Here is a 26126-nt window from a genome sequence, read left to right as displayed (position 1 = left end):
TACCGGGGGCTGCACATCGACCGGGCGCACTACGACAAGGCCGTCCAGTGGCTCGCGACCTGGCGGGGGCGTTTCACTGCGTGAACGCGATGTGATCGAAGGTGCCGTCGATCGTGAGGCCGCCGTCGACCGGCAGGACCGCGCCGTTCACGAATCCGGCCCCCGGCGAGACCAGAAAGCCGATGGCCGCGGCGATGTCCTCCGGCTCGGCCAGCCGCCGCAGCGGGGTGCGGGCCAGCAGGGCGTCCCGGTCCAGGGTCCCGGCGTCCAGGCCCGAGCGGACCATCTCGGTGTTGACGTAACCCGGCGCGACGGCGTTGACCCGTACCCCGTGCGGCCCCCACTCGGCGGCCAGCGTCCGCGTCATCCCCACGATGCCGCTCTTGGCGGCGGAGTAGGCGACGCGGCGCGGCAGGCCGAAGGTCGACCCGACGGACGCGATGGTCACCACGGAGCCGTGTGCGGCGCTCAGCCGGGGGAACGCGGCACGGGCCAGCAGGAAGCTGCCGGTGAGGTGGATGTCGAGATGGCGCTGCCAGGACCCGAGGTCCAGTTCGGCCGCCGGACCCCGTACGAGGTTCCCGGCGCCCGCGACCACGGCGTCGATCCGCCCGCCCGCGTCAGCCGCGCGGGCCACGGCCGCGCCGACCGCGCTCTCGTCGGACACGTCGCACCCGAGCCCGAGGTGGCCCCCGGCCACCGGGTGTGCGGCGTCGAGCGCGGCCGCCACCGCCTTCGCGCCGGGGCCGTTGAGGTCGAGGACGACGACGCGCCAGCCCTGCCCGGCGAGGTGCCCGGCCGTGGCGGCGCCTATGCCCTGTGCCGCGCCGGAGATCACGGCGGTGGGTGTGGTGGACATGGTGGTTTCCCCCTCGGACGGTTCCCGTACGGTCACCTCGACACCCCGGCCAGCCGGGCGACGCGGGCCGCGACGGCGCGCGCGGACAGCCCGTACCGCTCCAGCAGATAGTCATTGGACCCGGTCTCGACCCAGGTGTCCTCCAGCGCGATGCGGTGCACCGGCAGCGGGCGCGGCCCGGCCGAGGTGACCTCGGCGACCATGCCGCCGAGCCCGCCGTAGGTGGAGTGTTCCTCGACGGTGACGACGAAGGGCTGGTCCGCGCACCCCTCGACCAGGCCGCGTTCGTCGAAGGGCTTGATGGTCGGCGCGTGCAGGACGCGCAGGTCGAGCCCGTCGGCGGCCAGCAGCTCGGCGGCCTCCAGGGTGCGGGCGGTCTGTGCGCCGGTGGAGACCAGCACCCCGTCCGGCCCGTCGCGCAGCGCGCGCAAAGGCCCCACGGCAGTGTCCCCGGAGGTGACTCCGACGGGCAGTGAAGGGCCCGGGTCACGGGCGAGCCGCAGATACACCGGGCCGTCGTGGTCGTGCGCCCAGCGGGTGAACGCCTCGCATTCGACGGCATCGCCCGGCGCCAGTACGGTCATGCGCGGCATCGCCCGCATCACGGCGAGGTCCGCGTGGTCGTGGTGCGACTTTCCGGCCATGCCGAAGCACACCCCGGTGTATCCCGCCGCGATTTTGACGTTGGCGTCGGTCTGGGCGACGAGCATCCGGATCGGATCCACGGCCCGGTGGGAGAAGAACACGCCGAAGGAGGAGAGCCAGGGCACCAGTCCGGTGGTGGCCAGGCCCACCGCCACGCCGACCAGGTTCTGTTCGGCGATCCCCATCTGGAGGAACCGGTCGGGGTGCGCCGCGGCGAAGGCGTCGGCCTTGGTGCTGGAGGCGAGGTCGCCGTCGAGCACCACGGTGCGGGGGTCCTCCTCGCCGAGGGCGACCAGGGTGGCGCCCCACGCCTCGCGCATCGATGCCGTCCGTGTGGCCGTCCCGGTCATCGGTGGGCTCCTTCGAGTTCGGCGAGGGCCGCGGCGAGTTGCTCCTCGGTTGGCGCGCCGGTGTGCCACCGGATGGTCATCTCCGTGAACGAGACGCCGCGCCCCTTGCGGGTGGTGGCGAGGATCATCGTGGGCGGGCCGGTGACCTCGGACCGCCGGGCCTCGGCGAACGCGGCCCGGATGGCGGCGATGTCGTTGCCGTCGATCTCCAGCACCCGCCAGCCGAGCCCGGTGAAGGTGGCCCGCAGGTCGACCCCCGCCCAGGGGTCGCGCCGGTCGCCACGGTCGTCGGCACCGCGCGGCCAGCCGTACTGCTGGAGGCCGTTGTGGTCCAGGATCGCGACCAGGTTGCCCAGCTGGTAGCGGGGCGCCACGTGCGCCGCCTCCCAGGTCATGCCCTCCTGCAACTCCCCGTCGCCGAGCAGGACGTACGTCCGCGCGTCCCGATGGGAACCGGGCCCGCCCAGCCGCGCGCCCAGCGCCATGCCCACCCCGGCGGACAGGCCCTGTCCGAGCGACCCCGTGGACATCTCGATCCCGGGCAGCTTGGTCATGTCCGGATGCATCTGGAGCCGCGAACCGCCCTGGTCGAAGTCGGCCAGCTCGGCGGTGTCGAAGTAGCCGCGCATCGCGAGGGCGACGTAGAGGCCGAGGGCGCAGTGGCCCTTGGAGAGGATGAAGCGGTCCCGCTCCGGTGCGCCGGGGTGTGCGGGGTCGATCCGCAGTTCGTCGAAGTAGAGCGTGACCAGCAGGTCCGCGGCGGACAGGGAGCCGCCGACGTGACCGGCTCCGGCCTGGTGGGCAGTGCGCAGGATGAGTTCGCGGGCGCGGGTGGCCAGGTGGCCGAGGTCTGCGTCGGTCGGACGCCGCCGGTCGGCCGGTGGCGTCGTACAGGAGACGGCGGTCATGGTCCTCGGTGTCCTTTCCGGCGTACGGCCGCCGTTCAGAGCTTGATGATGAAGGTCTTGCTCTGGGTGTAGGCGTCCAGCGCCTCCACCCCCTTCTCCCGTCCGTAGCCGGAGCCGCGGAAGCCGCCGAACGGGAACTCCACGCCCCCGCCCGCGCCGAACGCGTTGACGTACACCTGCCCGGCCTCGATGCCGCGGGCGGTGGTCAGGGCGCGGCTGATGTCCGACGCCCAGACGGCGCCCATCAGCGCGTACGGCGTGGAGTTGGCCAGCCGTACCGCCTCCTCGGGCCGGTCGAAGCTCATCACCGCGAGCACCGGGCCGAACACCTCCTCCTGCGCGAGGCGGCTGCCCGGGTCGACCCCGTCGACGAGGGTGGGGGTGAAGTACGCGCCCTCGCCGAGTTCCGGGTCGTCGGGGGCCGCGCCGCCCACCAGCACCTCGCCCGAGGTGAGGCCGTCGAGGAAACCGGCGACCCGGGCCTGCTGTTTGCGTGACACCAGCGGCCCCAGATCGGGATCGTCGGCGCCGGGCCCGATGCGTACCGCGGAGAACGCCGCGGTCAGCCGCGGCACCAGCGCGTCGTGGGCGTCGCGGTGCACGATCAGCCGGGAACCGGCCGAGCAGGTCTGACCTGCGTTCTGGAGGATGCCCTTGGTGACGGCCTCGGCGGCGGCGTCGAGGTCGGCATCGGGGAACACCACGTGCGCGGACTTGCCGCCCAGTTCGAGCGTGGCGGGCACGACCCGCTCGGCGGCGGCGTGCGCGACCTGGGCGCCGACGGCCGTGGAGCCGACGAAGCCGACCTGGCGGACGTCCGGGTGGGCGGTGAGCGCGGCGCCCGCCTCGGCTCCGATGCCGGGCACGATGTTGATCACGCCGTCGGGGATGCCGGACGCGGTGGCGAGTTCGGCGAGCCGCACCGCGGTGCGGGGTGTTTCGTCGGCCGGTTTGACGACCGCGCAGTTGCCGGTGGCGATGGCCGGGGCGACTCCCCGGGCGAACAGCTGCATGGGGTAGTTCCAGGCGACGATGTGCCCGGTGACGCCGAAGGGTTCGCGCGTGGTGTAGGCCTGGATGCCGGGGCGCACCGGGATGGTGTCGCCGTAGTAGGTGTCGATGGCGTGGCCGTAGAACTGGAAGTAGCGGGCGCAGACGGCGGCGTCGGCGCGCGCCTGCCCGATCGGCTTGCCGGTGTCCTCGCTCTCCAGCCGGGCCAGGGTCTCGGACTCGGCGGTGATGGCGTCGGCGAGGCGAGTGAGGGCGACGGCGCGGTCGGCGACCGGGGTGGCGTACCAGCCGGGCTGGGCGGCCCGGGCCGCCTCGACGGCCAGGTCGATCTCGCGTCGGCCGGAGCGGATCACGGTGCCGAGCGAACGGCCGTCCGCCGGGTCGATGTTGTCGTAGGTCTCGGCGCCGTCGAGGTGCTTGCCGCCGATGTACGCGGGCGTGTGCGTGTGCATGAAGGGCCCTTCAGGTCGCGTCGGCCTCGGAGAACAGGTCCCGGTCGCGGGTCTCCGGGGTGCGCCAGGTGGCGGCGAGGCTGACCGCGATGCTCACGATCATCAGGGCCGCGACGGGGATCCAGCTGCCGCTCGCCCAGGTGACCAGCGCCGAGCAGACCAGCGGTCCGGCGCCGCCGACGACGGAGGCCAGCTCGCGGCCCATGGTGACCCCGGCGTAGCGGTAGCGGCTGCCGAAGATCTCCGGCAGGTACGCCGCCTGGGCGCTCACCGAGCCCTCGGCGGCGAAGACGAAGCCCAGGATGATGACCGCCGTGATCATCACGGGGCTGCCGGTGTCCAGCATCAGGAAGGCGGGGACCGGCAGGGTCATCATCGCCAGGGCGGTGGTGGTGTACGCGGGGCGGCGGCCGAGCCGGTCCGACAGCCAGCCGAAGAAGACCGCGGCGCCCATGCCGCACACGGCGCCGATCAGGAGCGCGCGGGTGAACACGGCCTTGTCGGCGCCGACGTTCGACACCAGGTAGCTGCCCATGAACACCTGGTACGTGTACGAGTTGAGGCTGACCCCGGCCACCATCGCGAACACCCGCAGCACGTTGCGGCGGCTGTTGGTCCACACGTCCTTGATGGGCGAGGGCCGCCGCTCCCCGGCGTGTTCCCGGGCCTGCTCCCGCGCGGCCTCGGTGAAGACGCGGGGGTCCTGGAGCTTGCGCCGCAGCAGGTAGGCCAGGAGCGTGACGAGGAGGGAGCTGAGGAACACCAGCCGCCAGCCGTAGCTCATCATCGCGTCGTCGGGCAGCTGCTGGACCGCCAGCCACACGACGGCGCCGAGCGCCGTGCCGCCCGAGGCGCCGACCCACACCAGCGCGGCGGTGAGGCCGCGCCTGCCGGGCCGCGCCGCCTCGGCCAGCAGCACGGTGCCACCGGCCATTTCGGCACCGGCGCCGAATCCCTGGAGGCAGCGCAGCACGACCAGCAGCAGGGGCGCGGCGAGCCCGATCGTCTCGTACGTCGGCAGCAGGCCGATCAGGAACGTGGCGATGCCCATCAGGTACAGCGTGGTGACCAGCACCCACTTGCGGCCGAGCCGGTCACCGAAGCGGGAGAAGAACAGGCCGCCCAGCGGCCGGGCGAGGAAGCCGACGGCGTACGCCCCGAAGCTGCCGAGATAGCCCACGGCCGGGCTGACGTCGGGGAAGAACACCGTGTTGAAGACCAGCGCGGACGCGGTCCCGTAGATGACGAAGTCGTACTGTTCGAGGGCGGTTCCGGCCAGGCCGCCCCAGCGGGCGCGGCGCAGATTGGCGGCGTCCTCGGCGGCGGTCGGGGATGGGGAGACGGCGCCCGTGGTGACGCCGGACGACAAGGGGGCGGACATGGCTTCTCCCTGCTTCTTCGGTGAAGCGGTGGCGCGGTGACGCAGTGGTGCGGTGACGCGTTGCGGTGACCGGTGCGGTCACCGGTCCGGGGACGGGGACGGGGGCGGGGACGGGGGCGGGGCGGCACACGACCCCGCCCGGTCGAATCGGGTCGGCAGCTCGATGGACCGCGGCGGCGCACCGGCCAGGGCCTCGAGCAGGAGATCGGCGCTTTCGCGGCCGATCCGGGCGACATCCCTGCGGATCGTCGCGAGCCGTGGCCGCAGGAAGGCCGCCATCGGGGCGTCGTCGCAGGTGACCAGGGACAGATCCCGGGGGATCTCGTAGGGGAGTTCGGCGAGCGCCGACAGCACACCGACCAGGATCTGATTGGATCCGGCGATCAGCGCCGTCGGGCGGTCCTCGCCGGTCAGCAGCGCGTACGTGGCCTTCGCCCCGTGTTCCTTGGCGAAGTCCCCGCCGTGGACGCGGGCGGTGACTCCGGGCAGCTCGGCGACGACCCGGTGCAGGGCCTGTTCGCGCTCCCGGGAGGGGCGGGTGTGGGGCGAGCCGCCGACGAGCCCGATGGAGCGGTGTCCGAGGTCGGCCAGGTGCCGCACCGCGGCGGTCAGTCCCCCGGCGTGGTCGAATCGGGCGGCGGAGGCGGTGGGCAGGTCGGGGATGTCGCGGTCGAGCAGGACGACGGGGACACCGGCCCGGGCGAGCAGGCCGACCGTCTCCGGGTTCTGCTCGTCGGTGACCGACACCAGCAGCCCTTCCACGCGGTGCTGGGCGAGCCGGCGCAGATGGTCGGCCTCCAGCTCGGGGTCGTGGAGGGAACTCATCATCAGCAGCGTGTAGCCGCGCATCCGCAGCCGGGTCTCGGCCGCGTGGGCGATCTCGGCGAGCAGCGGGTTGCGGATGTCGCTGATGACGAAGCCGATGGTCTTCGTGGCACCGGTGCGGATGCTCTGCGCCGCGAGCCCCGGGACGAAGCCCAGTTCGTCGATGGCCTTCATGACCTTTTCGCGCATCGTCTCGCTGACGTCCGGATGCCCCGAGATGACGCGGGACACCGAGGACACCGCCACTCCGGCGTGCTCGGCCACCTCGCGGATCGCCACCCGGTGCGGTCGGCCGCCGCGCGTCCCGAAGCCGGGGTCGGACGCCATCTCAGGCCCCCGGCTCGACGCGGTACTCGGCTATGTAGTCCTCGTCCAGTTCCCAGCCGAGGCCGGGTTCGTCGGACAGCTGGAGCTTGCCGTCCACCAGCCGCCGTTCCGTGGCGATCAGATGCCACCAGAACGGGTCCCGGTCCGGGTGGAAGCACTCGGCGTAGGTGCCGTGCGGCTGACTGGCCAGCAGATGCGCCGAGACCTGCGGCTCCTCGTGATGGCCCATCTGGACGTCGTACGAGGTGGCGATGGCGGCGGTGCGGCGCCAGGCCGTCGGTCCCCCGGACCAGGAGGCGTCGAAGTTGCAGACGTCGACGGCGCCCGCCTCCATCAGGTCCCGGCAGCCGCTGGCGCTGTACTCGCTCTGGCCCGCGGCGACCGGGATGCGGGTGCGCATGCGCACGTCGCGCAGGGAACGGCGGTCGTTGTGCCAGCGCACCGGCTCCTCGAACCAGCGGATGCCGAGGTCCTCGACGCGCCAGGCGAACTCCAGCGCGTCGGCGACGGTGTAGCCCTGGTTGGCGTCCACGGTGATGACGAAGTCGTCACCGGCCGCCTCCCGGGCGGCGGCGACCCGCTTGGCGTCGGTCTCGGGCGAGGCCCCGCCGACCTTGATCTTCATCCCGGCCAGGCCAAGGCCCTTGTAGAACGCGATCTCGTCCTCGATGGCGCCCAGCGGTTCTCCGTAGTAGCCGCCGATCGCCACCAGGGGGATCTCCCTGCGGTAGCCGCCCCACAGCCGGTGCAGCGGCATCCGCAGCGCCTTGCCGACCGCGTCCCAGATCGCGGTGTCGACCCCGGCCAGGGCCACCAGCCCGTGGCGGCGGTCGCGCAGGATGTCGTACGTGACCGGATAGGCGAGGTCCCAGCAGCGCTCGGTGGCGAAGGCGTCCTCGCCGACGAGGCGCGGGGCTATCTCGCGCAGGATGATCGCGGCGATGTCGGCGAGGGCGCCGTCCTCGTCCCCCACGTACGCCTCCCCGACGATGCCCTCCTCGGTGCGCACCCGGGTGATCAGGGTCGCGCGGTGGGTCATCCGGTAGAAGCTGCCCTTGAACTCCCGGGCCAGCGGGGCGCGCACCGCCACGACGTCGATGCCGGTGATGGTCAGCCCGGACGCGCCGGGGCCTTGCGGATCGTGGACGCTGACGGTGGCGGCGATCGTCATCCTGACTCCTGGAATCGGTTCTGGAATCGGTTCCAGAGAACGGCGCCCCCACAGCCCCTGTCAAGGGTCGTGCACCACCCGGCGTCAGGAGCCCCAGATCTTCCGGTACGCCGCCCGATAGCCCGGAGGGTTCCAACTGGTCGCCCCCGCGCTGTTGGCGGCCGTGGAGATGTGGACCGGGGCGGTGTACCCGCTGGGGGCCCGGCCGGAGAACGCCCGGTTGAACTCGTCGATCATCTGCCAGCCCTGCTGGGACAGCGGCTCGGGCACGGTGGCGGCCTGGTACTGCCGGTGGTTGATGCGCTGGAAGGCCGACGGGTCGCCGTCGCCCGCGCCGATGTTGAAGGGCGGGCCGGAGCCCCGTCTGCCGCCCGCGCGGAGGGCGGGGGCCGCGTCCGCGAAGTACAGGTCGTTGATGGCGACGGAGTAGGTCCACTCGTCCCGGAAGCGGGAGAGGAGGGAGGAGACCTCCTGCGGGGTGCGGCTGCCGGCGTCGGGGATCGGAATGTTCTCGTAGGCCAGCAGCCTGACGTCCCGGCACCTGGCCAGCCCCTTCCTGATCAGCTCGGACTTGTTCCTGGCGAACGGGATCGAGGCATCGGTGAACACCACGACCCCGGCCCTGCCGTTGGACCGCGCGATCACCCAGTCCGCGCTGATCCTGGCCGTGCCCTCGACCCTGGTGGTGACGTTGGTGAACAGCCTGGGCTTCGTACTGGGGCCGGGGGACGCGACCGCGTGCCAGCCGATCAGCGGGATGCCCGCCGCATCGGCCTGCGCGACCTGCCGCGCGGTCGACTTGGGGTCGAAGCCGCCGATGACGATGCCCGAGGGTTTGAGGGTGACGGCCTCGCTCAGCGCCGCCTGGATGCCCGCCGGGGTGCCTCCGCCGTCGATCACCCGGACCCTCCAGCCGATGGCCTTCGCCGCGTCCCGCACTCCCTGCGCGGCGCCCGCGACGCCGGGGTTGGTCATGGTCTGCGCGACATAGACGATGGTCTTGCCGGGCACCGCCCGGGGGCCGCGGGTCGGCCCGTTCCAGGGGGCGTCGCTCCGCTCGGCGCGCTCGACGGCGGCCTTGGCCCGGGCGAGGACCGCGGGACAGCCGCGCGGCCCCGCGGTGGAGTCCCCTCCCCCGGCCGACGAGCCGCGCTCACAACCGGCGAGGACACCCGCCGCCAGCAGCACGGCGGCGATGAGGGCCGTCCTACGGCGGGGCCGCACGGGAACCCCTCCGCCGGTCCGCGGTGATGCCCGTACGCAGCCGGCGACGCGCGGAGTAACCGGCCAGGCCGACGACGACGAGCAGGGTGCCGCCGTTGAACAGCGGCGTCACCCAGAACTGGGCACCGAGCTGGCCGATGCCGGAGAGCCCGATGGCGAGGACCGCCACGGCGACGACGGTGCCCAGGGCGTTGGCGCGGCCGGGTTTGATCGCGGTGGAGCCGAGCAGGGCGCCCGCGAAGGCGGGCAGCAGATAGTCGAGGCCGACGCTCGGGTTGCCGAGCTGCTGCTGCGCCGCGAGGAGCACCCCGGCCAGGCCGACGACCAGGCCCGATACGGCGAAGGCGCAGACGGAGTACCGGCGGGTGGGGATGCCGACGAGGTCGGCGGCGCGGCGGTTCGAGCCGATGACGTACAGATACCGGCCGAGCGGCAGCCGCTCCAGCAGCAGCCACAGGGCGACGGCCAGCGCGAGCACGTAGAAGGCGGGGACCGGCAGGCCGAGGAAGGTGGAGTCGTAGAGGTCGGTGAAGGCGTCCGGCAGGCCGTCCGGTCCGGGGACGATCCTGCCGCCGCCGGTGACCCAGCCGGTGACGGCGTAGAGCATGCTCCCGGTTCCGAGGGTGGCGATGAACGAGTCGATCTGGCCGAACTCGGTGATGACACCGTTGAACACCCCGACCGCCGTGCCCCCGGCGATCACCGCCAGGCAGGCCAGCGGCCACGGCCATCCCTCGTGGACGATGAGCTGCATCACCATCACATGCGCCAGGCCCAGGCCGTATCCGATGGAGAGGTCGAAGTTGCCGGTCACGATGGGGACCGTCGCACCGAGCGCGAGCACGGCCGGGATCGACTGGTTGGTCAGGATCGAGGAGATGTTGTCCAGGGTCGGGAAGGTGCGCGGCAGGGTCACGGAGAAGATGAGGAACAGCAGGGCGGTGAGGGCCGGCAGGCCGTACGTACCGATGAGGTGCCCGCCCGCCCGGCCGCGCCCCGGCCTTGCGAAGAGGCGGGATCGGGGCGGGGGCGGGGGCGTCATCCGGGGCCTCAGGTCCCGGACGCGGGCAGCGCCGAGGCCGCCCGGGTGAGGTCCACGACGGTGAGCGACGCGCCGCTCAGCTCGGCGGTCACGGCGCCCCGGACGAACACCAGGGCGCGGCGGCACACCCCCGCGACCTCCTCGAAGTCGGTGGAGATGAGCACCGCCGCGAGACCGGCCGCCAGCGCGTCGTCGAGCAGCCGGTAGATCGCCGCCTTGGCCCCGATGTCCACGCTCGCGGTCGGCTCCTCCAGGATCAGCACGCGCGCCCCGCCCCGGAGCCACCGGCCGAGCACGACCTTCTGCTGGTTGCCGCCGGACAGGGTGGCGATCGGGGCCTCGCTGTCGCGGGGTCGCACCGCGAACCGTTCGATCAGGGTGAGGGCCTCGGCCCGCTCCCGGCGGGGGCTGATCCAGCGCCGCGCCGGTGGACCGCCGGTACGCGGGTTGGCCAGCAGGTTCTCCCGTACGGTCAGTTCGGCGGCGCAGCCCTCCTCCACCCTGTTGCCGGTCACCAGGCCGACCCCGGAGGCGACGGCGGCGGCGACCGTGCGCGGGCGGTACGGCCGTCCGTCGAGGAGCGCCCGCCCGGCGACGATCGGCCGGGCGCCCGCGAGGGCACGGCCCAGCTCCCGGTGCCCGGCGCCGGTGAGCCCCACCAGGCCGAGGATCTCCCCGGCCCGCACGTCGAGGGAGACCGGTCCGGCCTGGGCCGTCCGGACGCCGTCGAGGGTCAGCACGGCCGGGCCTCCGGCGGGGGCGGTGCCGGGCCGGTATTCGGTCGGCTCGTCGCCCACGATGTCCCGCACCAGGCGGGCGGCGCCGTGTGCCGCCAGCGGGCCCCGGCTGACGAGGCGGCCGTCGCGCAGCACCGCGAAGGCGTCGGCGACCTCGTACACCTCGTCCAGGCGATGGCTGACGTAGAGGATGGCGTGCCCCAGGTCGCGCAGGGTGTGCAGGACGCCGAAGAGCCGGGCGCAGTCGGCGGCGGGGAGGCTGGCGGTCGGCTCGTCGAGGACGATGAGCCGCGCCCGTGACGCGAGGGCGCGGGCGATGGCGACCAGGGAGCGTTCTGCGGGCGCGAGGTCGGCGATCCGGGTGTCGGCCGGGAGGTGTCCGGCGACGGTCCGCAGGACCTCCGCGCCGCGCTCCCGGGTCCGCCGCCAGGAGATCAGCCCGCCGCGGCGGGGATAGCCCGTGGTCAGGGCGATGTTCTCGGCGACCGTCATCCACTCCACGAGGCCGAGGTCCTGATGGGTGAAGGACATGTTCCGGGAGGCGGCCTCGGTCCCGAGCGGGTGCCCGGCCACCGTCACCGTCCCGCCGTCGGCGGGGTGATACCCCGCGAGCACCTTGATGAGCGTGGACTTCCCGGCGCCGTTGGGGCCGAGCAGCGCGAGGACGCTCCCCCGGTGGATGTCGAGGTCGACGCGGTCCAGTGCGAGCGTGCCGCCGAACCGCTTGCTGAGGCCCCGGATGCGGACGAGCGGTTCCGCTCCCGCGGCCGGGGAGTTCACCGAGGTGTCGACGGTGTCATCCACGGACGTCTCCGGGCCGACCTGGCGAGCATTCCCACCTCACATCCGCGACCTTAGCGGGAATGATCTTGGCATTTACCGAAACGAACCGGGCTCGGCGGCTCCGTTACCCCAACGGGCCAACGAAGGCGTCGGGACCGGCCTCATGGGGCGCCGAGGGGGCATTCGGCCCAGATGACCTTGCCGTCCGGGGTGTGGCGGGTGCCCCAGGCCAGCGCCAGCTGGGCGACGAGGAACAGACCGCGGCCGTCCTCGTCGGTGGTGGCCGCCCGGCGCAGATGCGGGGAGGTGCTGCTGGTGTCGGAGACCTCGCAGATCAGGGTGCGGCCGTGCAGCAGCCGCACCCCGATGGGCCCGCTCGCGTGCCGTAGCGCGTTGGTGACCAGCTCGCTGAGCAGCAACTCCGCCACGAACGAGACCTCTTCCCGGCCCCAGTCGACCAGCTGCCGGTCGGCGGCGGCCCGGATCTCGGGGACGACGGCCGGGTCGGCGGGCAGCTCCCAGGTGGCGACCCGCTGCGCGTCGAAGGCATGGGTGCGGGCGACGAGCACGGCGATGTCGTCGCAGGGATGGACGGGCGCCACGTCGTCCAGGACCGCCCGGCAGGTGTCCTCGGGCGTGCGCTCCGGGTGGGCCAGGACCGCGCGCAACCGGTCGAGGGCCACGTCGATGCCACGGTGCCGGTCCTCGATCAGCCCGTCGGTGTAGAGCACCAGCTGACTGCCCTCGGAGACCTCGATCTCGGCGGTCTCGAAGGGCAGCCCGCCCAGCCCGAGCGGGGGTCCGGCGGGCAGGTCGGGGAACGACACGGTGCCGTCGGGGCGGACCAGCGCGGGCGGAGGGTGACCGGCGCGGGCCATGGCGCAGCGCTGCGAGGTCGGATCGTAGACGACGTACAGACACGTCGCGCCGATGATGCCGAATCCGTCGCCGGAGCCTTCGCTGCTCTCCTCCCGGTCCAGGCGCAGCACCAGGTTGTCGAGGTGGGTCAGCACCTCGTCCGGGGGGAAGTCGAGTTCGGCGAAGCTGCGCGCGGCGGTGCGCAGCCGTCCCATGGTGGCGGCGGAGTGCATGCCGTGGCCGACGACGTCGCCGACGACGAGGCCGACGCGGGTGCCGGGCAACGGGATGATGTCGTACCAGTCGCCGCCCACCCGGGACTCGGCGGGCAGATAGCGGTGGGCGACGTCGACCGCGTCCTGGGTGGGCACGCCGTGCGGGAGCAGGCTGCGCTGGAGGGCCAGGACCATGGTGTGTTCGCGGGTGTAGCGCCGGGCGTTGTCCATGGACAGCGCGGCGCGAGTCGCCAGCTCCTGGGCCAGCGAACGGTCGTCGTCCCCGAACGGCTCGGGCTCGAGCGAGCGGTAGAAGGTGACGATGCCCAGGACCGTGCCGCGGGCGACCAGGGGGACGGCGATGAGGGAGCGGACGTGGGACAGCAGCCGCGTGGTGTGCTCGGGGTCCTGGATGAGCCAGCCCGCGGCGGTCTTCAGGTCCGGTTCGAGGACCGCGTGCCCGGTGTTCACACAGCGCAGCTGGGGCGTGGTGGGGTGGTACGTGATCCGCTTGCCGACCGGGTAGAAGGGGCAGTCGTCGCGGATGCCGTGGATCACTGCGCGGCGCAGGTCGTGCCGGGGGTCGAGGGGTTCGTCGCCGCGCAGCACGGCGTCGGGCAGGTCGATGGTGACGAAGTCGGCCAGCCCCGGGACGGCCGTCTCGGCGAGTTCCTGGGCGGTGCGGCGCACGTCCAGGGTGGTGCCGATGCTCGCGCTGGCCTCGGACAGCAGCTCCATGCGGCGCCGCGCCGCCAGGGCGTACTTCCCCACCTCCGGCTCGCCGACCAGCACCAGCCCGGCCAGCCCGTCGGTGACGTGGCCCCGCTCCGCGCGGCGCGCCTCGGCGGCCGGGGCCTTGGGCGCGGGCTTCCTGTCGGCCGGTGCGCCCCGGCCGGAGGGGGGCGGGACGGTGAGGTGCGAGGGGAGGGTGAGGGGCGGCCTCGGTGAGTGGTCGGGGAACATGGCCTCGATCGCCATGCCCTCCACCCCGGCCGTGCTCGTCATCGGGCGGCTCACGAGGGTGACCCGCCGCCCGTCGGACAGGGTCACGTCGACGGCGGCCCGCTGTCCGTGCGACAGCAGCTCGGCGGCCCACTCCTTGATCATCATCTGGTCGCCGCGGGGCAGCCCCTGGACGAAGGCGTCCACCCCCATGGTGTGCCCGCCGCCCTCGCCGGTACCCGCCGCACCGGACGCGTCCAGGTACGCACGCAGCAGCCCGCGCTCCCGCGCCGAACTCTGCGCCAGCAGCCGCCGTTCGATGGCCTGGGCCGCTCTGCGCAGCACGCCGTCCAGCACCGGATGCCCGGAGGTGCGCGGATAGGCCAGGCACAGGATGCCCTCGATGCGCCCGCTCAGCGGGTCGCGGACGGGTATCGCGCTGCACCCGTTCGTCAGGCCGCGCTCGGAGAAGTGCTCGGCGCCGTAGACCTGGATGAGCCGCCGTTCCGCCAGGGCGAGGCCGATGCCGTTGGTACCGGCGAACTGCTCGGCGAAGACGAAGCCCGGTGTCTGCTGGATCGGCGGGAGGGTTCTGGCCCACGCGTCGTCGCCGAAACGGCGCTGGAGCACGGTCCCGTCTCCGTCGGCGAGCGCGATGTTCATCGGGCTGCCCTGGTACCTGGCCCGCAGCCGGTCGAGCACCGGGGTGGCGGCGCGGACCAGCCGGTCCTCGGGGTCGAAATCCCGGTACGGAAGCTCGAAGCCGCCCAGCGGCAGGCCCAGGACCCGGCAGCGCTGCCACGAGTTCAGGATCAGGCCTCGTACGCCTGCCTGAACCGCCTCCCCCTCGAGGAAGCGCTCACGCGAACGTGCGGGCCCGATGCCGCCTGCCACGAGCCCCGCCAGGATCGCTTCCTCACCGGACTGAATCACGCCTCTCCTAGCAATTCGCTGTGATTAGCCCCAAAAGCCCACTCTTCGACAATAACGGGTACGGGCAATAGCCCGGAGGGCAGAAATAGGTGTATTCGATGCATCACCTACGGTGACCGGGCGGGGCTCGCCCCTCACAGCACCGCGACCGGGGTGACGGGTGAACCCGTTCCGCCCGGTACGTTCAATGGCGCCACGACCAGCAGGAACGCGGAGCGGCCCGCCTCGGCNCGTTCCGCCCGGTACGTTCAATGGCGCCACGACCAGCAGGAACGCGGAGCGGCCCGCCTCGGCCGTGGCGGCGGAGAGCGCTTCGAGGTCGAGGTTGTCCAGCAGCGGCACCCCCATCGCGGCCAGGGCGAGCGCATGGACCGGCGAGTGCACACCCTCGACCGGCGAGGGCCGTACGTCGTTGTCGCCGTCCCCGCCGAGCAGGGCGATACCGCGCTCGGCCAGCAACGGGACGGCATCCACGTGCAGCCCCGCGCTCGCCGCGCCCGGATCCCAGGCGCCGCGCTCCGCTCGACGGCGCAGGCTCCCGGAGCGCAGCAGCACCGCGTCCCCCTCCCCGATCGTCACCCCCAGTGCCCGTTCGGCGGCGACGATGTCCTCGGCGTGCACCGCCTGCCCCGGCTCCAGCCAGGCGGCCCCCAGGACGGCGGGAAGGTCGAGCAGGACGCCCGTCGTGACGAGCGGCCCGAGCGCGCCGACCGCCCCGTAGCGGGCGCCCGCGGCGTCGATCACCTCATGTGCCGCCCGGCCGTCGTAGAGCCGCCCCCGGTAGGCGGCGTGGCACAGCGCGTCGAGATGGGTCATGGCCTTGCCGTGGTAGTCGGCGGCGAGGAAGTCCTTGTGCACGGAGGGCTCCGGCGGTTCCACGTCGCCGAGGTCCGTCATGTGGTGCAGCGCGGGCCGGGGGTTGTCCGGCGCGGACCGCGTGTCCCAGGGCCGCGCCAGCGGGACGACCGCCCCGGACCGTACGCGGGTGACGGCCCGCCGCACCTGCTCCGGGGTCACCCGGTTCCACGCGCCGCGGTCGGCCGGGGTCCAGCGCCCCCACGTCCGGACCGTCTCGAAGAGCGCGTCGAACTCCTCGCGGGAGACGGCCGGTCCCTTGCTGCTGGTCATCCGTGCTCACCCCGATGGGGTTCGGAACGGCTTCCGTGAAAAGTCTATAAGTTCCAGATGCGTGAGGCGGGGCGGTGCGCCCGGCGCGCGCGGAGCCGGATCCGTCCGCCCCGGGCGGGCACGATCGTCACCGCGAGGAGCCGCGCAGGCTCCAGCGGTCCGGACGGTTCGGGAAGGGCGGTCGCGAGGATCTCCGTCAGGACGGTCTCGATCTCCAGCTGCGCCAGCGACACCCCGATGCAGCGCCGCAGGCCGCCGCCGAACGGGGTCAGCGCGTAAGGCGCCGGGTCCGGGCCCAGATGGCGCCCGGGCCGGAAGGCGTCGGGTTGCGGCCATAGCCCGGGGTCGAGGTGGGTGACCGGGAACAGCGCCGCGACGAACGCGTGCCGGGGCACCGGGTGGCCGCCCAGCTCCGTGTCGTGTGCCGCGGTGCGCATGGCGTTGTAGACGGCGGGGCGCAGCCGGGAGGACTCCTTGACGGTCGCCTTGAGCAGCCGGTCCGAGCCCGCGTCGAGGTCGGCGACCAGGTCGTCGCGGGCGGCGGGATGGTGGGCGAGCAGGTGCAGGGTCCAGGCGATCGTGGTCGCCGTGGTCTCGTAACCGGCCAGGACGAGGCCGGTCAGCTCGTCGAGCAGCTGTGCGTCGTCCAGCCCGGCGCCGTGCTCGTCACGGGCGTCCAGCAGCATGGACAGCACGTCGTCGCGGTGGGCGCGGTCGGGCGCGGCGCGGCGCGCGGCGATCTCCTCGCGGGTCAGGTCCCGCACGGCCGCGCGGAGCCGGAGGAAGCGGCCGCCCGGCGAGAGCGGCCCGAGATCGCGCCGCAGCGGCCCCGGAAGGAACAGGACGGCGAGGTTGCCCGTGTCGACGAACGCGTTCAGCGCGCGGCGGAAGGTGGCGACGCGGGCCGGGTCCGTCAGGCCGAAGACGACTCTCAGGATGACGTCGAGCGTCAGCCGCTGCGCCCACGGCCGCACGGGAACGCCGTCGCCGCCCAGCAGTTCGGGCAGGCCACTGTGCACGAGCTCCCGCACCCACTGCCCCCAGCGGGTGATCCGCTCCCCGTGGAAGGGCGGCAGCAGGAGCTTGCGGTGGGTCAGATGCAGGGGCGGTGGCGTGCAGATCAGCGATCCGGCGCCGACCGCGGGCGCCAGCAGGGCGGCGCCGTCACCGCCGGCGAACCGCTCGTGGTCGGTCAGCACCGCCCGGTTGGCCGCGGCGTCGGCCGCGCAGACGAGGGCACCGCGGTAGGGGTAGGTGCGGAGCGAGAAGACCGGACCGAACCGGCGGCGCAGGGAGCGCGCGTAGCCCTGGGGGTCCCGGAGCATCCGCGCCGTCTGCACGGGCCGCGGCGCCCGGGAGGCCGGTGGGAAGCGCCGGGGGTCCCAGGGCGGCTCCCGGGTGAACGCGTCGCTCATGGCTGCCACGGCCCGGCCGGGTCGTCGTAGGCGGCGGCGTAACCGTCGGTGGCGATGGGCGCTTGGAGGAGGTCGTCCGGGATGGCGAACGCCTCCACGAGGGCCGGAGCGTGGGGGGCCAACGCGGCGGCGACGCGGTCGACGGCGGGGGCGAGGTCGCGGACCGTGTCGGCGCCGAGGTGCCCGTCCGCCAGCAGCAGGCCCGCGTGGGGCGCGAGGCGTTGCAGGGCGAACAGCCGGAAGACCTGCTCCAGCAGGCCGTGCGTGGCGTCGTCGGCGACGCCGTCGACAGCGGTCAGGAACGCCTCGGCGGCGCGCCGGGTGGCGTACGCGTCGACGAGGTCCAGGGCCGGGTTCACCGCCTGGTTCCAGCGGTCCAGCGCGCCGTCGCTGGACCGGGTGAGCCGGTTGCGGGCCTGCTGGAGGCAGGACAGCTCGTGCCGCACGAGCAGGTCGAGCAGGTGGGCGCGGTCGGTCGGCGGGCCGGTCCGCGCGGCGGGGGTCGGGGGCGGGCTGTAGCCGCGCCCGGTCAGCATGTCGGCGGCGGCCTTCGTCCAGATGACGAGGTTGTCCCCTTCGGCGGTGATGGTGGACTCGATCGGCGTGAGCAGGTCGACGATGCGGTTGGCCGACAACAGCCCCTGGGCACCGCAGCGTTCGCGGCACTCGATCGCGATGTCCCTGGCCTGCCAGGTGATCCAGCCCTTGGCCGCCGCGACGAGCACCTCCGCCTCGGCCGATTCGGGGTCGTCCCGCCCGGTGCAGTGGCGGGTGGCCTCGCGCAGCAGGAAGGACGCCGCGTAGGCGTGGGCCGCCGCGCCGAGCAGTCGGGTCTGGTTGCAGCGGTAGGCGAAGAGCGGGACACCGGTCCGGCTCGCCGGGGCGAAGGTGTGCCGCCGATGGGCGTAGCGCACGGCGATGACGAGTGCCGCCCGGGCTCCGCCCAGGGCCGCCGCGGCCAGGCAGAGCTTGCCCGTGGTGACGCGCTGGATGGACCGCAGGAACCGGCGGCGCCGACTGCCGATGGCACTGCGGAAGGCACCCTCGGCGGTCAGGTCCGCGTGGTCACCGGCCAGCAGCGCCGTACGCTCCAGCACGACGTGGTCGAACGAGGTGATGGCGTGGTCGACCGACGAACCGGGGGTCTCCGAGAGGGGCCGTATCCGGATGCCGGGCAGCGGCCCCCGCTCGTCGCGCAGCGGCACCAGGAACAGGAACACCCCGCAGTCCTGGCCGCGGACGATCAGCCGGGCCGCGACCAGTCCGCTCTTGCTGCCCCCGGCGGGGCCGGTGTTGGGCATGAACTTCTGGGCCCCGGCCGACGGGGTGTGCAGCACGAAGGTGTCGGCCTCGGGCTGGTGGACAGCCGTGGTCTCCAGCTCGGCGGCGTTGTTTCCGTAGCCGAGCTCGGTGATCAGGACGGTGCCGTACCGCAGCAGCCGGGTGAAGGGGGCGAGGTCCACGGTGCGGTGGGGGTCGAGGCGGAGGAGGCTGCCGAGAAACAGGTTGTAGTGAATGGTCGCCAGAGTGGTCAGCGAGCCGTCGACCATTCCCAGCCACTCGTGCAGGGACACCAGCCGGTCCGTCGCCGTGACGAACTCCTCGACGGATGCGATTCCTTCATTGACGACCCGCAAACGCTCATAAGCGAGCGCGGAACGCTCCGACGGCGACAATCCGTCGCGGTATCGGAAAATGTCCCGACGCAAATGCTCCGTCCAGGGTCTGTGCACATCGTCGAATCGCCCGTCGAAGAGCACCTCGGTCAGCAGCGACACCTGTGCCCGGCCCGCCATGACGGCAGTGCCCATCTCCGCCCTCTCCCCCGCCCGCCGCGGACTCAGCTCACAGTGTGCCGAAGAGCAGATGGCTGGCCGAGTTGGCCGGGTCCTCGTCGCGGTAGAACTGCGCTGCGGCGGTCATCAGCTGGTCCTTCGTCAGCTGACCGCCCTGCTCGGCCAGCCGGTCGAAGGCCGCCCCGGCCTCCGCCTCGGGGACCCCGACGGCGGAGATCACCGCGACGAAGTCCTCCCTGCCGACCAGGCCGTCGTCATCCCGGTCGGCGAGGTGGAAGCCCGCCCTGTAGAGCGGGCCGATCAGCAACTCGAAGTGGTCGCTGACCTGGTGCAGGGCCTGACGGAACTCGCCCTTGTCGATCCGGCCGTCGCCGTCGGCGTCGGCGGTCTCGCGCAGGGCCCGCCAGTACGTCATCAACGCGTCGGCGTATTCCTTGCCCTTGGCCGCCGTGCGCTCCTCGCCGACGGCGGCCAGAACACGGCCGCCCATCAGTTCGAAGTCGTCTTCGGCGATCACACCGTCGCCATTAGCGTCCAGCAAGGCGAACAGCTTTTCATACTTCTGGTCCAGTAGTGCGCCCATGCGGTCCCCACCCTCCAGTGCCGACAGTCCGCCGCGCCTCGAATATTTTCCGAAGCGCATGAAAGATTACCGAGAGGCGCCGGGAGAATTCACCCGTCATGGATTCTCTTTGGAGTGAAAAACGCGCCTCATACGTGACGTTCAGGCATCGCGTCGGCGCACGGCCTGCCACCCGGCCAGGAGCGCGGCCGCCGCCCACAGCGCCGTCACCGCGAGGCCCGTCCAGGGGCCGACGCTCCCCTCCGGGACCTGGTGCAGCACTTGCTGTCCGGCGCGGTCCGGCAGATAGTCGGCGGCGCTCCCGGCGATGTCTCCGACCACGAAGCCCACGATCAGGATGAACGGGATGAGCAGGCTCAGCACCCCGGTGGCGCTGCGCAGCAGGAAGGTGAGTCCCGCGGCGAACAGGGCCATCAGGGCGAGGTAGATCCCCGCGCCGACGCAGGCCCGCAGCGCCCCCGGTTCGCCGAGGCCGATGGCGTCCTCGCCCAGGAACGCCTGGCCCGCGAAGAAGGTGGCGAAGGCGGTGGCGAGGCCCACGGCGAGACCGGCACCGGCCACGGCCGCCGTCTTGGCCGCGTAGAACAGGCCCCGGATCGGGACGGCCGACAGGGAGATCCGCAGGGCGCCGTTCGCGTACTCGGAGGAGACGGCGGTGGCGCCGAAGGAGATGGCGGCGATCTGCGCGAAGTTGATCCCGTAGAAGGCGTCGAAGACGTGGTCCTCGCTGTCGTCCAGCTCTGCCTTGCCGACGGTGGCGTAGACCAGCACGGTGATGGCGAGCGTGGCGGCGAAGACCGCGATGAGGGAGCCGAAGCTCGCCCGAATGGATCTGATCTTGAGCCACTCGGAGTGCAGCACCGCTGTGACGGACATGGTCGGGCCTCCTGTTCAGGTGGTCGGAGAAATCAGGGACGTCACGTGGTCGGGAACGAGGCGGCGAACTCCGCCTCGTCCGCGGTGAGGGCGAGGTAGGCCTGCTCCAGCGAGGCGCGCTCATCGGCCAGTTCGAGGACCGGGATGCCCTCGCGGGCGGCGACGGCCCCGACCTGCTCGGCCCTCGCGCCCTCGACCACCCAGCCGCCGTCCTCGTCGCCCAGGACCGTGTAGCCGTCGCCCAGCAGCGTGGCCCGCAGCCGGGCGGGGTCGCCCGCGCGCACCCGTACCCGCGCCTGGCTGTGCTGCTCGATGAAGTCGGACATGGAGACGTCGGCGAGGAGCCGGCCCCGGGCGAGGACGACGAGGTGGTCGGCGTAGGTGGCGGTCTCGTTCATCAGGTGGCTGGAGACCAGGATGGTGCGTCCCTCCTCGGCGAGTCTGCGCAGCAACTGGCGGATCCAGACGATGCCTTCCGGGTCGAGGCCGTTGGCGGGCTCGTCCAGCAGGATCACGGGCGGGTCGCCGAGGAGTGCGGTGGCGATGCCGAGGCGCTGGCGCATGCCCAGCGAGAAGGTCTTGATGCGGCGGCCCGCCACGGTGGCGAGACCGGTCTCCTCCAGCACCTCGTCCGCGCGGCGGTCCGGAAGGCGGTTGCTGACGGCGAGGCAGCGCAGATGGTCGCGGGCGGTCCGGGAGCCGTGGGCCGCCTGGGCGTCGAGCAGCGCCCCGGCCGTGCGCAGGGGTTCGCGCAGTGTCGCGTACGGGCGGCCGCCGATGGTGGCCGTTCCGGAGGTGGGGCGGTCGAGGCCGAGGATGAGGCGCATGGTGCTGGACTTTCCGGCGCCGTTGGGGCCGAGGAACCCGGTGACCCGGCCCGGTTCGACGCTCAGCGTGAGCCGGTCGACGGCCCGGGTGCTGCCGTATTCCTTCGTCAGGTCGTGCACGTCGATGGTGGTCATGGCGTCAAGCCTGGCCGGGCGGCCGGGGGCGGGCATCCCCCGCCGGAGCAGACCGTCTCCCCCGCGCGGGGGAGCCGCCGCCCCGCCCGCTCTGCCACGATGACCGCATGCCGCGCCTCCTGTTGCCGCTGACGCGTGCGGTCACCTACACCCGCTGGCTCCATCTGCTGGTGGGGTCGATCGTGCCGTTCGTCTGCGCCATGATCTATCCGGGGCTGACCCGTCCGTCGGCGGCCGACTGGGCGGTGATCGCGGTCCTGCCGGTCCCCCTGGTCCTGGCGGCGGCCGTGGTGCCCGAGACGCGCCGGGCGGAGGGGCTCCAGGCGCGGCTGATGCTGTTTCCCGGGCCGCACGCGCGCGTGCCCGGTGAGGAGGATCCGGGGGTCTCGGCCGCTCCGTCCGCTTCGTGGAGCGACCGGGCCAGGACGGGCGCCTGGCTCGTGCTGCGCCTGGAGGCGGGGCTCGCCGTCGCGCTGGTGACGGGACAGTTGATGGCCCTGTCCCTGTCGTTGGCCGGGGCGGCCGCCGGGGAGCCCGCCGTGGGCGACACGCCGTTGCGGGTGTCCGGCACGGGCTGGGCGTACGTCCTGCTGATACCGGTTCCCCTGCTGGTGCTGATCACCCTGGCCGCCGGGGCGGGCGCCCTCATGGCGGAGGCCGCCCGGCGCCTGCTCGGCCCGTCGCCCAGGGAACGGCTGGCGGAGTTGGAGGAACGTACCGAACGGCTGCTGGAACGCAACCGCATCGCACGGGAGTTGCACGACTCCCTCGGCCACGCGCTCACCCTGGCCGTGGTGCAGGCGGGGGCCGCCCGGGCGGCCGGTGACCCGGACTTCACCGATCGGGCGCTGGAGACCATCGAGGAGTCGGGGCGGGCCGCGCTGGAGGATCTGGAACGGGTTCTGATGGTTTTGCGCGAGACGGCGCGGCCGCCCGGCGCCCGCCCGGCGCTCGGCGACGCGGGCCGCCTGCTGGACTCCGCCCGGTCCTCGGGGGCGCGGATCGACGCCGAGGTGACCGGTCCGCTGGAGCGGGTGCCGGGCCCGGTGTCCCGCGAGGGCTACCGGATCCTCCAGGAGGCGCTGACCAATGTGCTGCGGCACGCGGGTCCCGTCCCCGTCCGCGTCCGCATCGCCGTGGACGAGGCGCGGCTGCGGCTGGAGGTGCGCAACCCCCTGTCCGCGGCGGCGGCGTTGGCCGTCACGGGCGGTGGCAGCGGGCTGCGCGGGATCCGTGAGCGCGCGGCGCTGCTCGGCGGGAAGGCCCGGACCGAGCCGGACGGCGGTCAGTGGCTGGTCCACGTCGATCTGCCGCTGCGGTGATCAAGGCACCGCCTATGCTGGGCGGATGCTCACCGTTCTCCTGGTCGACGACGAGCCTCTGGTGAGGGCGGGCCTGCGCGCCGTGCTGGAGGCGCAACCGGACATCGAGGTGGTGGGCGAGGCGGCCGACGGTGCCGCCGTGATCCCCCTGGTGCGGCAACTGCGGCCCGATGTCGTCGCCATGGACGTACGGATGCCGCTGATGGACGGCATCGAGGCCACCCGCACCGTCCTGCGCACGGTGCCGGACCCGCCGAAGATCATCGTGGTGACGACCTTCGAGAACGACGAGTACGTGTACGGGGCGCTGCGCGCGGGCGCCGATGGGTTCCTGCTGAAGCGGGCGCGCCCGGCGGAGATCGTGCACGCCGTGCGGCTGGTGGCCGAGGGCGACTCGCTGCTGTTCCCGGCGGCGGTACGCCAGTTGGCCGCCGCGTACGGTGAGGCCGACGGCAGCGCCGAGGGCCGGGCGGCCCTGGAGCGTGCCGCGCTGACCGAGCGGGAGGGGGACGTGCTGCGGCTGGTGGCCCGCGGACTGTCGAACGCGGAGATCGCGGCGCGCCTGGTGGTGGGCACCGAGACCGTCAAGTCGCATGTGAGTTCCGTACTGGCGAAGCTCGGGGCGCGGGACCGCACCCAGGCGGTCATCGCCGCGTACGAGTCCGGCTTCGTGTCGCCGGGCGGCTGATCCGGAAGCGGGGCCCAGCCCGTCAGCCGCGGGCCTCGGGCGAGGTGAGGCCGATCAGCAACAGCCGCATCCCGCGGTGGAAGTGGGCGTCCCAGTCGTCCTCGTCGAGGAGCGGGAAGTGGCCCGCGAGGGTGGGGTATGCGTCGATGTGGGCGCGGAGGTGGGCGTCCACGGCCGAGCGGGTGGCCGCCTCGTCGGAGCGCTCGCGCCACACCGCTTCGGAGGAGGCGGAGCCGAGCACATAGTGGGTGAGGGTGGCGGCGGCGGACGACAGGTGCACCCCTTCGAAACCGCCGGTGGTGAGCGCGGTGTACGCGAACTCCGAGGACCGCAGGGCGTTCGGGCCCATGAGGGGGCGGGAGCCCGCCAGGGCAGCGGCCCACGGGTGCCGCAGCAGCACGGACCGCAGCCCGGTCATGAACGCCTCGATGTCGTCCTGCCAGACGGCGCTGTGCTCGTCGGGGAGGTCGAGTTCGCCGAAGACCGCGTCGAGGGCCAGATCGAGCAGGTCGTCCTTGGTGGCCACGTGCCAGTAGAGGCTGGTCGCGTGGGCACCGAGCCGCTCCGCGAGCCGACGCATGCTCAGTTTCTGCACCCCGTCGCGGTCCAGCAGCTCGACGGCGGTGGCGATGATCCGTTCGTGCGACAGCTGGGGTCCTGTGCGGGAGGACTTCTCCGCGCGGAACCACACCGATCCCGGTGCGTCCTCGCGCGTCTTCTTTCCCTGGTTCCCGCTCACGAGGCCGCAGCCTATCTCGCCGCCGCCACCCTTCCCTTTCCCCTACAGTGTTGGAGGCACTCCAACACTGTAGGGGAAAGGGATGAGGGAGAACCATGAGCGACGAAGAAGGTCATGCGCGGCGGTGGGCGATCCTGGTGGCACTGTGCGCCGCCCTGCTCGTGATCGTCATCGACAACACGGTCCTGCATGTCGCGGTGCCCGCCATCGGCGACGCCTTCGCGGCCTCAACAGGGCAGTTACAAGCGGTGATCGACGCCTATGTGGTGGTCTTCGCCGGGCTCCTCATCACCGCGGGGGTGCTCTCCGACCGGTACGGCAGGCGGCGCACCGTCGTCGTGGGGCTGCTGGTCTTCGGCGGGGCGTCGGCGCTCGCCGCGGCGGCCCCCTCGGTGGGGTGGCTGATCGCGATGCGGGCCCTGATGGGCGTGGGCGCGGCGCTGGTGATGCCCGCGACGCTCGCGGTGCTCGTCGCGGTGTTCCCCGAGCGGGAGCGCCCGCGGGCCTTCGCGGTGTGGAGCGCGGTCGCGTCCGTGGGCATGGCCGCCGGGCCGCTGCTGGGTGGTGCGCTGGTCGACGCGTGGAGCTGGGCCGGGGTCTTCCTGATCAACGTCCCCGTGGTGGCGCTGGCCCTGGTGGGGGTCGTACGGCTGGTGCCCGAGACGCGGGCACGCCACGGGCGGGGGCTGGACCTGCCCGGCACCGTGCTGGTCACCGTGGGGATGACCGGCCTGGTGTGGGCCCTGATCGAGGCCCCGGCGCAGGGGTACGCCTCCCCCGCTGTGCTGACCGGGGCGCTGGTGGCGGTGGCGGCGCTCGTCGCCTTCGGCGTACGGCAGCCCCGCTCGCCGGTGCCGATGGTCGACCTGCGGCTGTACCGGGACCGGAGGTTCTCGGGGGCCAGCTTCGCGGTGGCGGTGATGACGGTCGCGACGGGCAGCACGCTCTTCATCCTGAGCCAGTATCTCCAGCTGGTGCTGGACTACGGCGCGTTCGAGACCGGGCTCGCGGCCGTGCCGCTCGCGGCGGGAGTGGTCGCGGGCTCGGCGGTGGGTGGCCGGGCACCGGCCAGGTTCGGGGCGCGGGCCTGCATCGTGGCCGGATTCGCCGTCACCGCGGCCGGTTTCGCGGTGCTGGCCTTGTTGCCGGAAAGCGAAGGCTACGGGGCGGTGTGCGCCGGGCTGGCGCTGGCCGGTGTGGGATCCGGTGTCGCGGGGCCCTCGGCCACCAGCACCGTGCTCGGTGCGGTGCCCCCGGAGCGGGCCGGGATGGGCTCCGCGCTCAACGACACCCACCAGCAACTCGGCATCGCGCTGGGGGTGGCCGGTCTGGGCAGTCTGCTCGCCACCGCCTACCGGGGCGCCCTGCCGGACGGCCTGCCCGACCACGCGGCGTCCTCGCTCGGGGCGACGCTGTCGTACGCGAAGGACCGCGCGGGCGGGAGCGCCCTGGCCGAGTCGGCCCGTACGGCCTTCGTCGACGCCCAGTCCCTCACCATGACCCTCGGGGTGGTGGCCGCCCTGTCCGGAGCCACCGTGGCGTTCCTCGCCCTGCCGGGGCCGCGCCCACCGCACCGGTCGGGCGGCGGTGTCCGCATCAGGTGAAGAATCCTATGTAGGACGAGGCGAGGCTTGAGACCAGCCAGAACATCCCGAAGGCGATACCGATGATGATCAGAATCGCCAGCGCGCTGTCCACCTTGCCGACTGAGGTGAACGGGGGTCCGGGTTTCAGGTCTCGTGGGCTCATTCGCTCAACATACGACAACAAGTCGGTGTGTGGAGAGACTTGTTGATGTTTCCGTGACCGCCCGGTTCCCCGGTGCGACGGGGACCGCACGCGGGCGTACGCTGCTACGACCGTAAGTGTTCGCCGACTGTCGTGCAGCTCAGGAGGGGTTCGGTGGGGGACGCGGAAGTGGCGGGAGCAGGGTGTCCCGTGGGGGCCTTCCCGT

21 protein-coding genes and 1 pseudogene are annotated in these 26126 nt (G+C 73.0%); 3 read left to right on the top strand and 19 right to left on the bottom strand.

Going from position 1 to position 26126, the window contains the following annotated elements; translation table 11 throughout:
• Positions 1-73: 73 nt before the first annotated feature.
• The 17 genes and pseudogenes from EEJ42_RS23530 to EEJ42_RS23450 form a co-directional block, all read right to left on the bottom strand.
• Positions 74-859, bottom strand: coding sequence for an SDR family NAD(P)-dependent oxidoreductase (locus tag EEJ42_RS23530; RefSeq protein ID WP_123102610.1), 786 nt, complete (start codon positions 857-859; stop codon positions 74-76).
• A gap of 32 nt (positions 860-891) precedes the next feature.
• The gene (locus tag EEJ42_RS23525; RefSeq protein ID WP_123102578.1) at positions 892-1854 is read right to left on the bottom strand and encodes a transketolase family protein; all 963 of its coding nucleotides are present in this window, start codon (positions 1852-1854) and stop codon (positions 892-894) included.
• Positions 1851-2762 carry a transketolase gene (locus EEJ42_RS23520; RefSeq protein ID WP_123102576.1) on the bottom strand — a complete coding sequence of 304 codons (912 nt, stop codon included), beginning with the start codon at positions 2760-2762 and terminating at the stop codon, positions 1851-1853. Before EEJ42_RS23520 ends, EEJ42_RS23525 begins: the two co-directional genes overlap by 4 nt.
• Before the next feature lie 35 nt (positions 2763-2797).
• Positions 2798-4225 (bottom strand): aldehyde dehydrogenase family protein, encoded by a 1428-nt coding sequence (locus EEJ42_RS23515; protein WP_123102574.1) that lies wholly within the window; start codon positions 4223-4225, stop codon positions 2798-2800.
• A 10-nt stretch (positions 4226-4235) separates the two neighbouring features.
• Positions 4236-5606, bottom strand: a complete 1371-nt coding sequence (locus EEJ42_RS23510) for an MFS transporter (RefSeq protein ID WP_123102572.1) — start codon at positions 5604-5606, stop codon at positions 4236-4238.
• Between the two features lie 78 nt (positions 5607-5684).
• On the bottom strand, positions 5685-6758 hold the full coding sequence (locus EEJ42_RS23505; protein ID WP_123102570.1) for a LacI family DNA-binding transcriptional regulator: 1074 nt from the start codon (positions 6756-6758) through the stop codon (positions 5685-5687).
• A gap of 1 nt (position 6759) precedes the next feature.
• The gene (locus EEJ42_RS23500) at positions 6760-7929 is read right to left on the bottom strand and encodes a mandelate racemase/muconate lactonizing enzyme family protein (protein ID WP_123102568.1); all 1170 of its coding nucleotides are present in this window, start codon (positions 7927-7929) and stop codon (positions 6760-6762) included.
• Between the two features lie 84 nt (positions 7930-8013).
• On the bottom strand, positions 8014-9153 hold the full coding sequence (locus EEJ42_RS23495) for a substrate-binding domain-containing protein (RefSeq protein WP_246097289.1): 1140 nt from the start codon (positions 9151-9153) through the stop codon (positions 8014-8016).
• Positions 9137-10195: an ABC transporter permease gene (locus tag EEJ42_RS23490; protein WP_123102566.1), complete on the bottom strand. Its 1059-nt coding sequence runs from the start codon at positions 10193-10195 to the stop codon at positions 9137-9139. Before EEJ42_RS23490 ends, EEJ42_RS23495 begins: the two co-directional genes overlap by 17 nt.
• An 8-nt stretch (positions 10196-10203) precedes the next feature.
• Positions 10204-11736, bottom strand: coding sequence for a sugar ABC transporter ATP-binding protein (locus EEJ42_RS23485; RefSeq protein WP_123102564.1), 1533 nt, complete (start codon positions 11734-11736; stop codon positions 10204-10206).
• Between the two features lie 140 nt (positions 11737-11876).
• Complete coding sequence (locus EEJ42_RS23480) at positions 11877-14663, bottom strand: SpoIIE family protein phosphatase (RefSeq protein ID WP_246097287.1); 2787 nt, start codon at positions 14661-14663, stop codon at positions 11877-11879.
• Positions 14664-14876: 213 nt separating this feature from the next.
• Positions 14877-15791 (bottom strand): annotated as a pseudogene (locus EEJ42_RS23475) (cyclase family protein); the annotation flags it as partial.
• A gap of 44 nt (positions 15792-15835) precedes the next feature.
• Positions 15836-17206, bottom strand: coding sequence for a cytochrome P450 (locus EEJ42_RS23470; protein ID WP_123102562.1), 1371 nt, complete (start codon positions 17204-17206; stop codon positions 15836-15838).
• The gene (locus EEJ42_RS23465) at positions 17203-19017 is read right to left on the bottom strand and encodes an acyl-CoA dehydrogenase family protein (RefSeq protein ID WP_123102560.1); all 1815 of its coding nucleotides are present in this window, start codon (positions 19015-19017) and stop codon (positions 17203-17205) included. The genes EEJ42_RS23470 and EEJ42_RS23465 overlap by 4 nt, the downstream gene beginning before the upstream one ends.
• Before the next feature lie 34 nt (positions 19018-19051).
• On the bottom strand, positions 19052-19585 hold the full coding sequence (locus EEJ42_RS23460; RefSeq protein WP_246097285.1) for an EF-hand domain-containing protein: 534 nt from the start codon (positions 19583-19585) through the stop codon (positions 19052-19054).
• Between the two features lie 141 nt (positions 19586-19726).
• Positions 19727-20461, bottom strand: a complete 735-nt coding sequence (locus tag EEJ42_RS23455; protein ID WP_123102556.1) for an ABC transporter permease — start codon at positions 20459-20461, stop codon at positions 19727-19729.
• A 41-nt stretch (positions 20462-20502) separates the two neighbouring features.
• A complete protein-coding gene (locus EEJ42_RS23450; RefSeq protein WP_123102554.1) occupies positions 20503-21423 on the bottom strand; it encodes an ABC transporter ATP-binding protein in 921 nt (306 codons plus the stop codon).
• Positions 21424-21530: 107 nt separating this feature from the next.
• On the opposite strand from EEJ42_RS23450, the gene EEJ42_RS23445 reads away from it, so the two are divergent.
• Both EEJ42_RS23445 and EEJ42_RS23440 read left to right on the top strand, forming a co-directional pair.
• On the top strand, positions 21531-22745 hold the full coding sequence (locus EEJ42_RS23445) for a sensor histidine kinase (protein ID WP_123102552.1): 1215 nt from the start codon (positions 21531-21533) through the stop codon (positions 22743-22745).
• A 25-nt stretch (positions 22746-22770) separates the two neighbouring features.
• On the top strand, positions 22771-23433 hold the full coding sequence (locus EEJ42_RS23440; protein ID WP_123102550.1) for a response regulator transcription factor: 663 nt from the start codon (positions 22771-22773) through the stop codon (positions 23431-23433).
• A gap of 22 nt (positions 23434-23455) precedes the next feature.
• Here the strand turns inward: EEJ42_RS23440 and EEJ42_RS23435 are convergent, their stop codons facing one another.
• Positions 23456-24172: a TetR/AcrR family transcriptional regulator C-terminal domain-containing protein gene (locus EEJ42_RS23435; protein WP_123102548.1), complete on the bottom strand. Its 717-nt coding sequence runs from the start codon at positions 24170-24172 to the stop codon at positions 23456-23458.
• Positions 24173-24267: 95 nt separating this feature from the next.
• Here EEJ42_RS23435 and EEJ42_RS23430 point away from each other — a divergent pair, with 95 nt between their 5' ends.
• On the top strand, positions 24268-25776 hold the full coding sequence (locus EEJ42_RS23430; protein WP_123102546.1) for an MFS transporter: 1509 nt from the start codon (positions 24268-24270) through the stop codon (positions 25774-25776).
• On the opposite strand, the gene EEJ42_RS51085 is transcribed toward EEJ42_RS23430, so the two are convergent.
• Entirely contained in the window at positions 25769-25921 is a 153-nt protein-coding gene (locus EEJ42_RS51085) for a hypothetical protein (protein ID WP_184503224.1), read from the bottom strand. The two genes, EEJ42_RS23430 and EEJ42_RS51085, sit on opposite strands and share 8 nt — an antisense overlap.
• Positions 25922-26126 lie beyond the last annotated feature (205 nt).

Origin of the sequence: Streptomyces botrytidirepellens, assembly GCF_003721215.1 — a bacterium.
In the GTDB taxonomy this organism is placed as follows: domain Bacteria; phylum Actinomycetota; class Actinomycetes; order Streptomycetales; family Streptomycetaceae; genus Streptomyces; species Streptomyces himastatinicus.
This window is presented reverse-complemented; position numbering and strand designations above follow the sequence as displayed.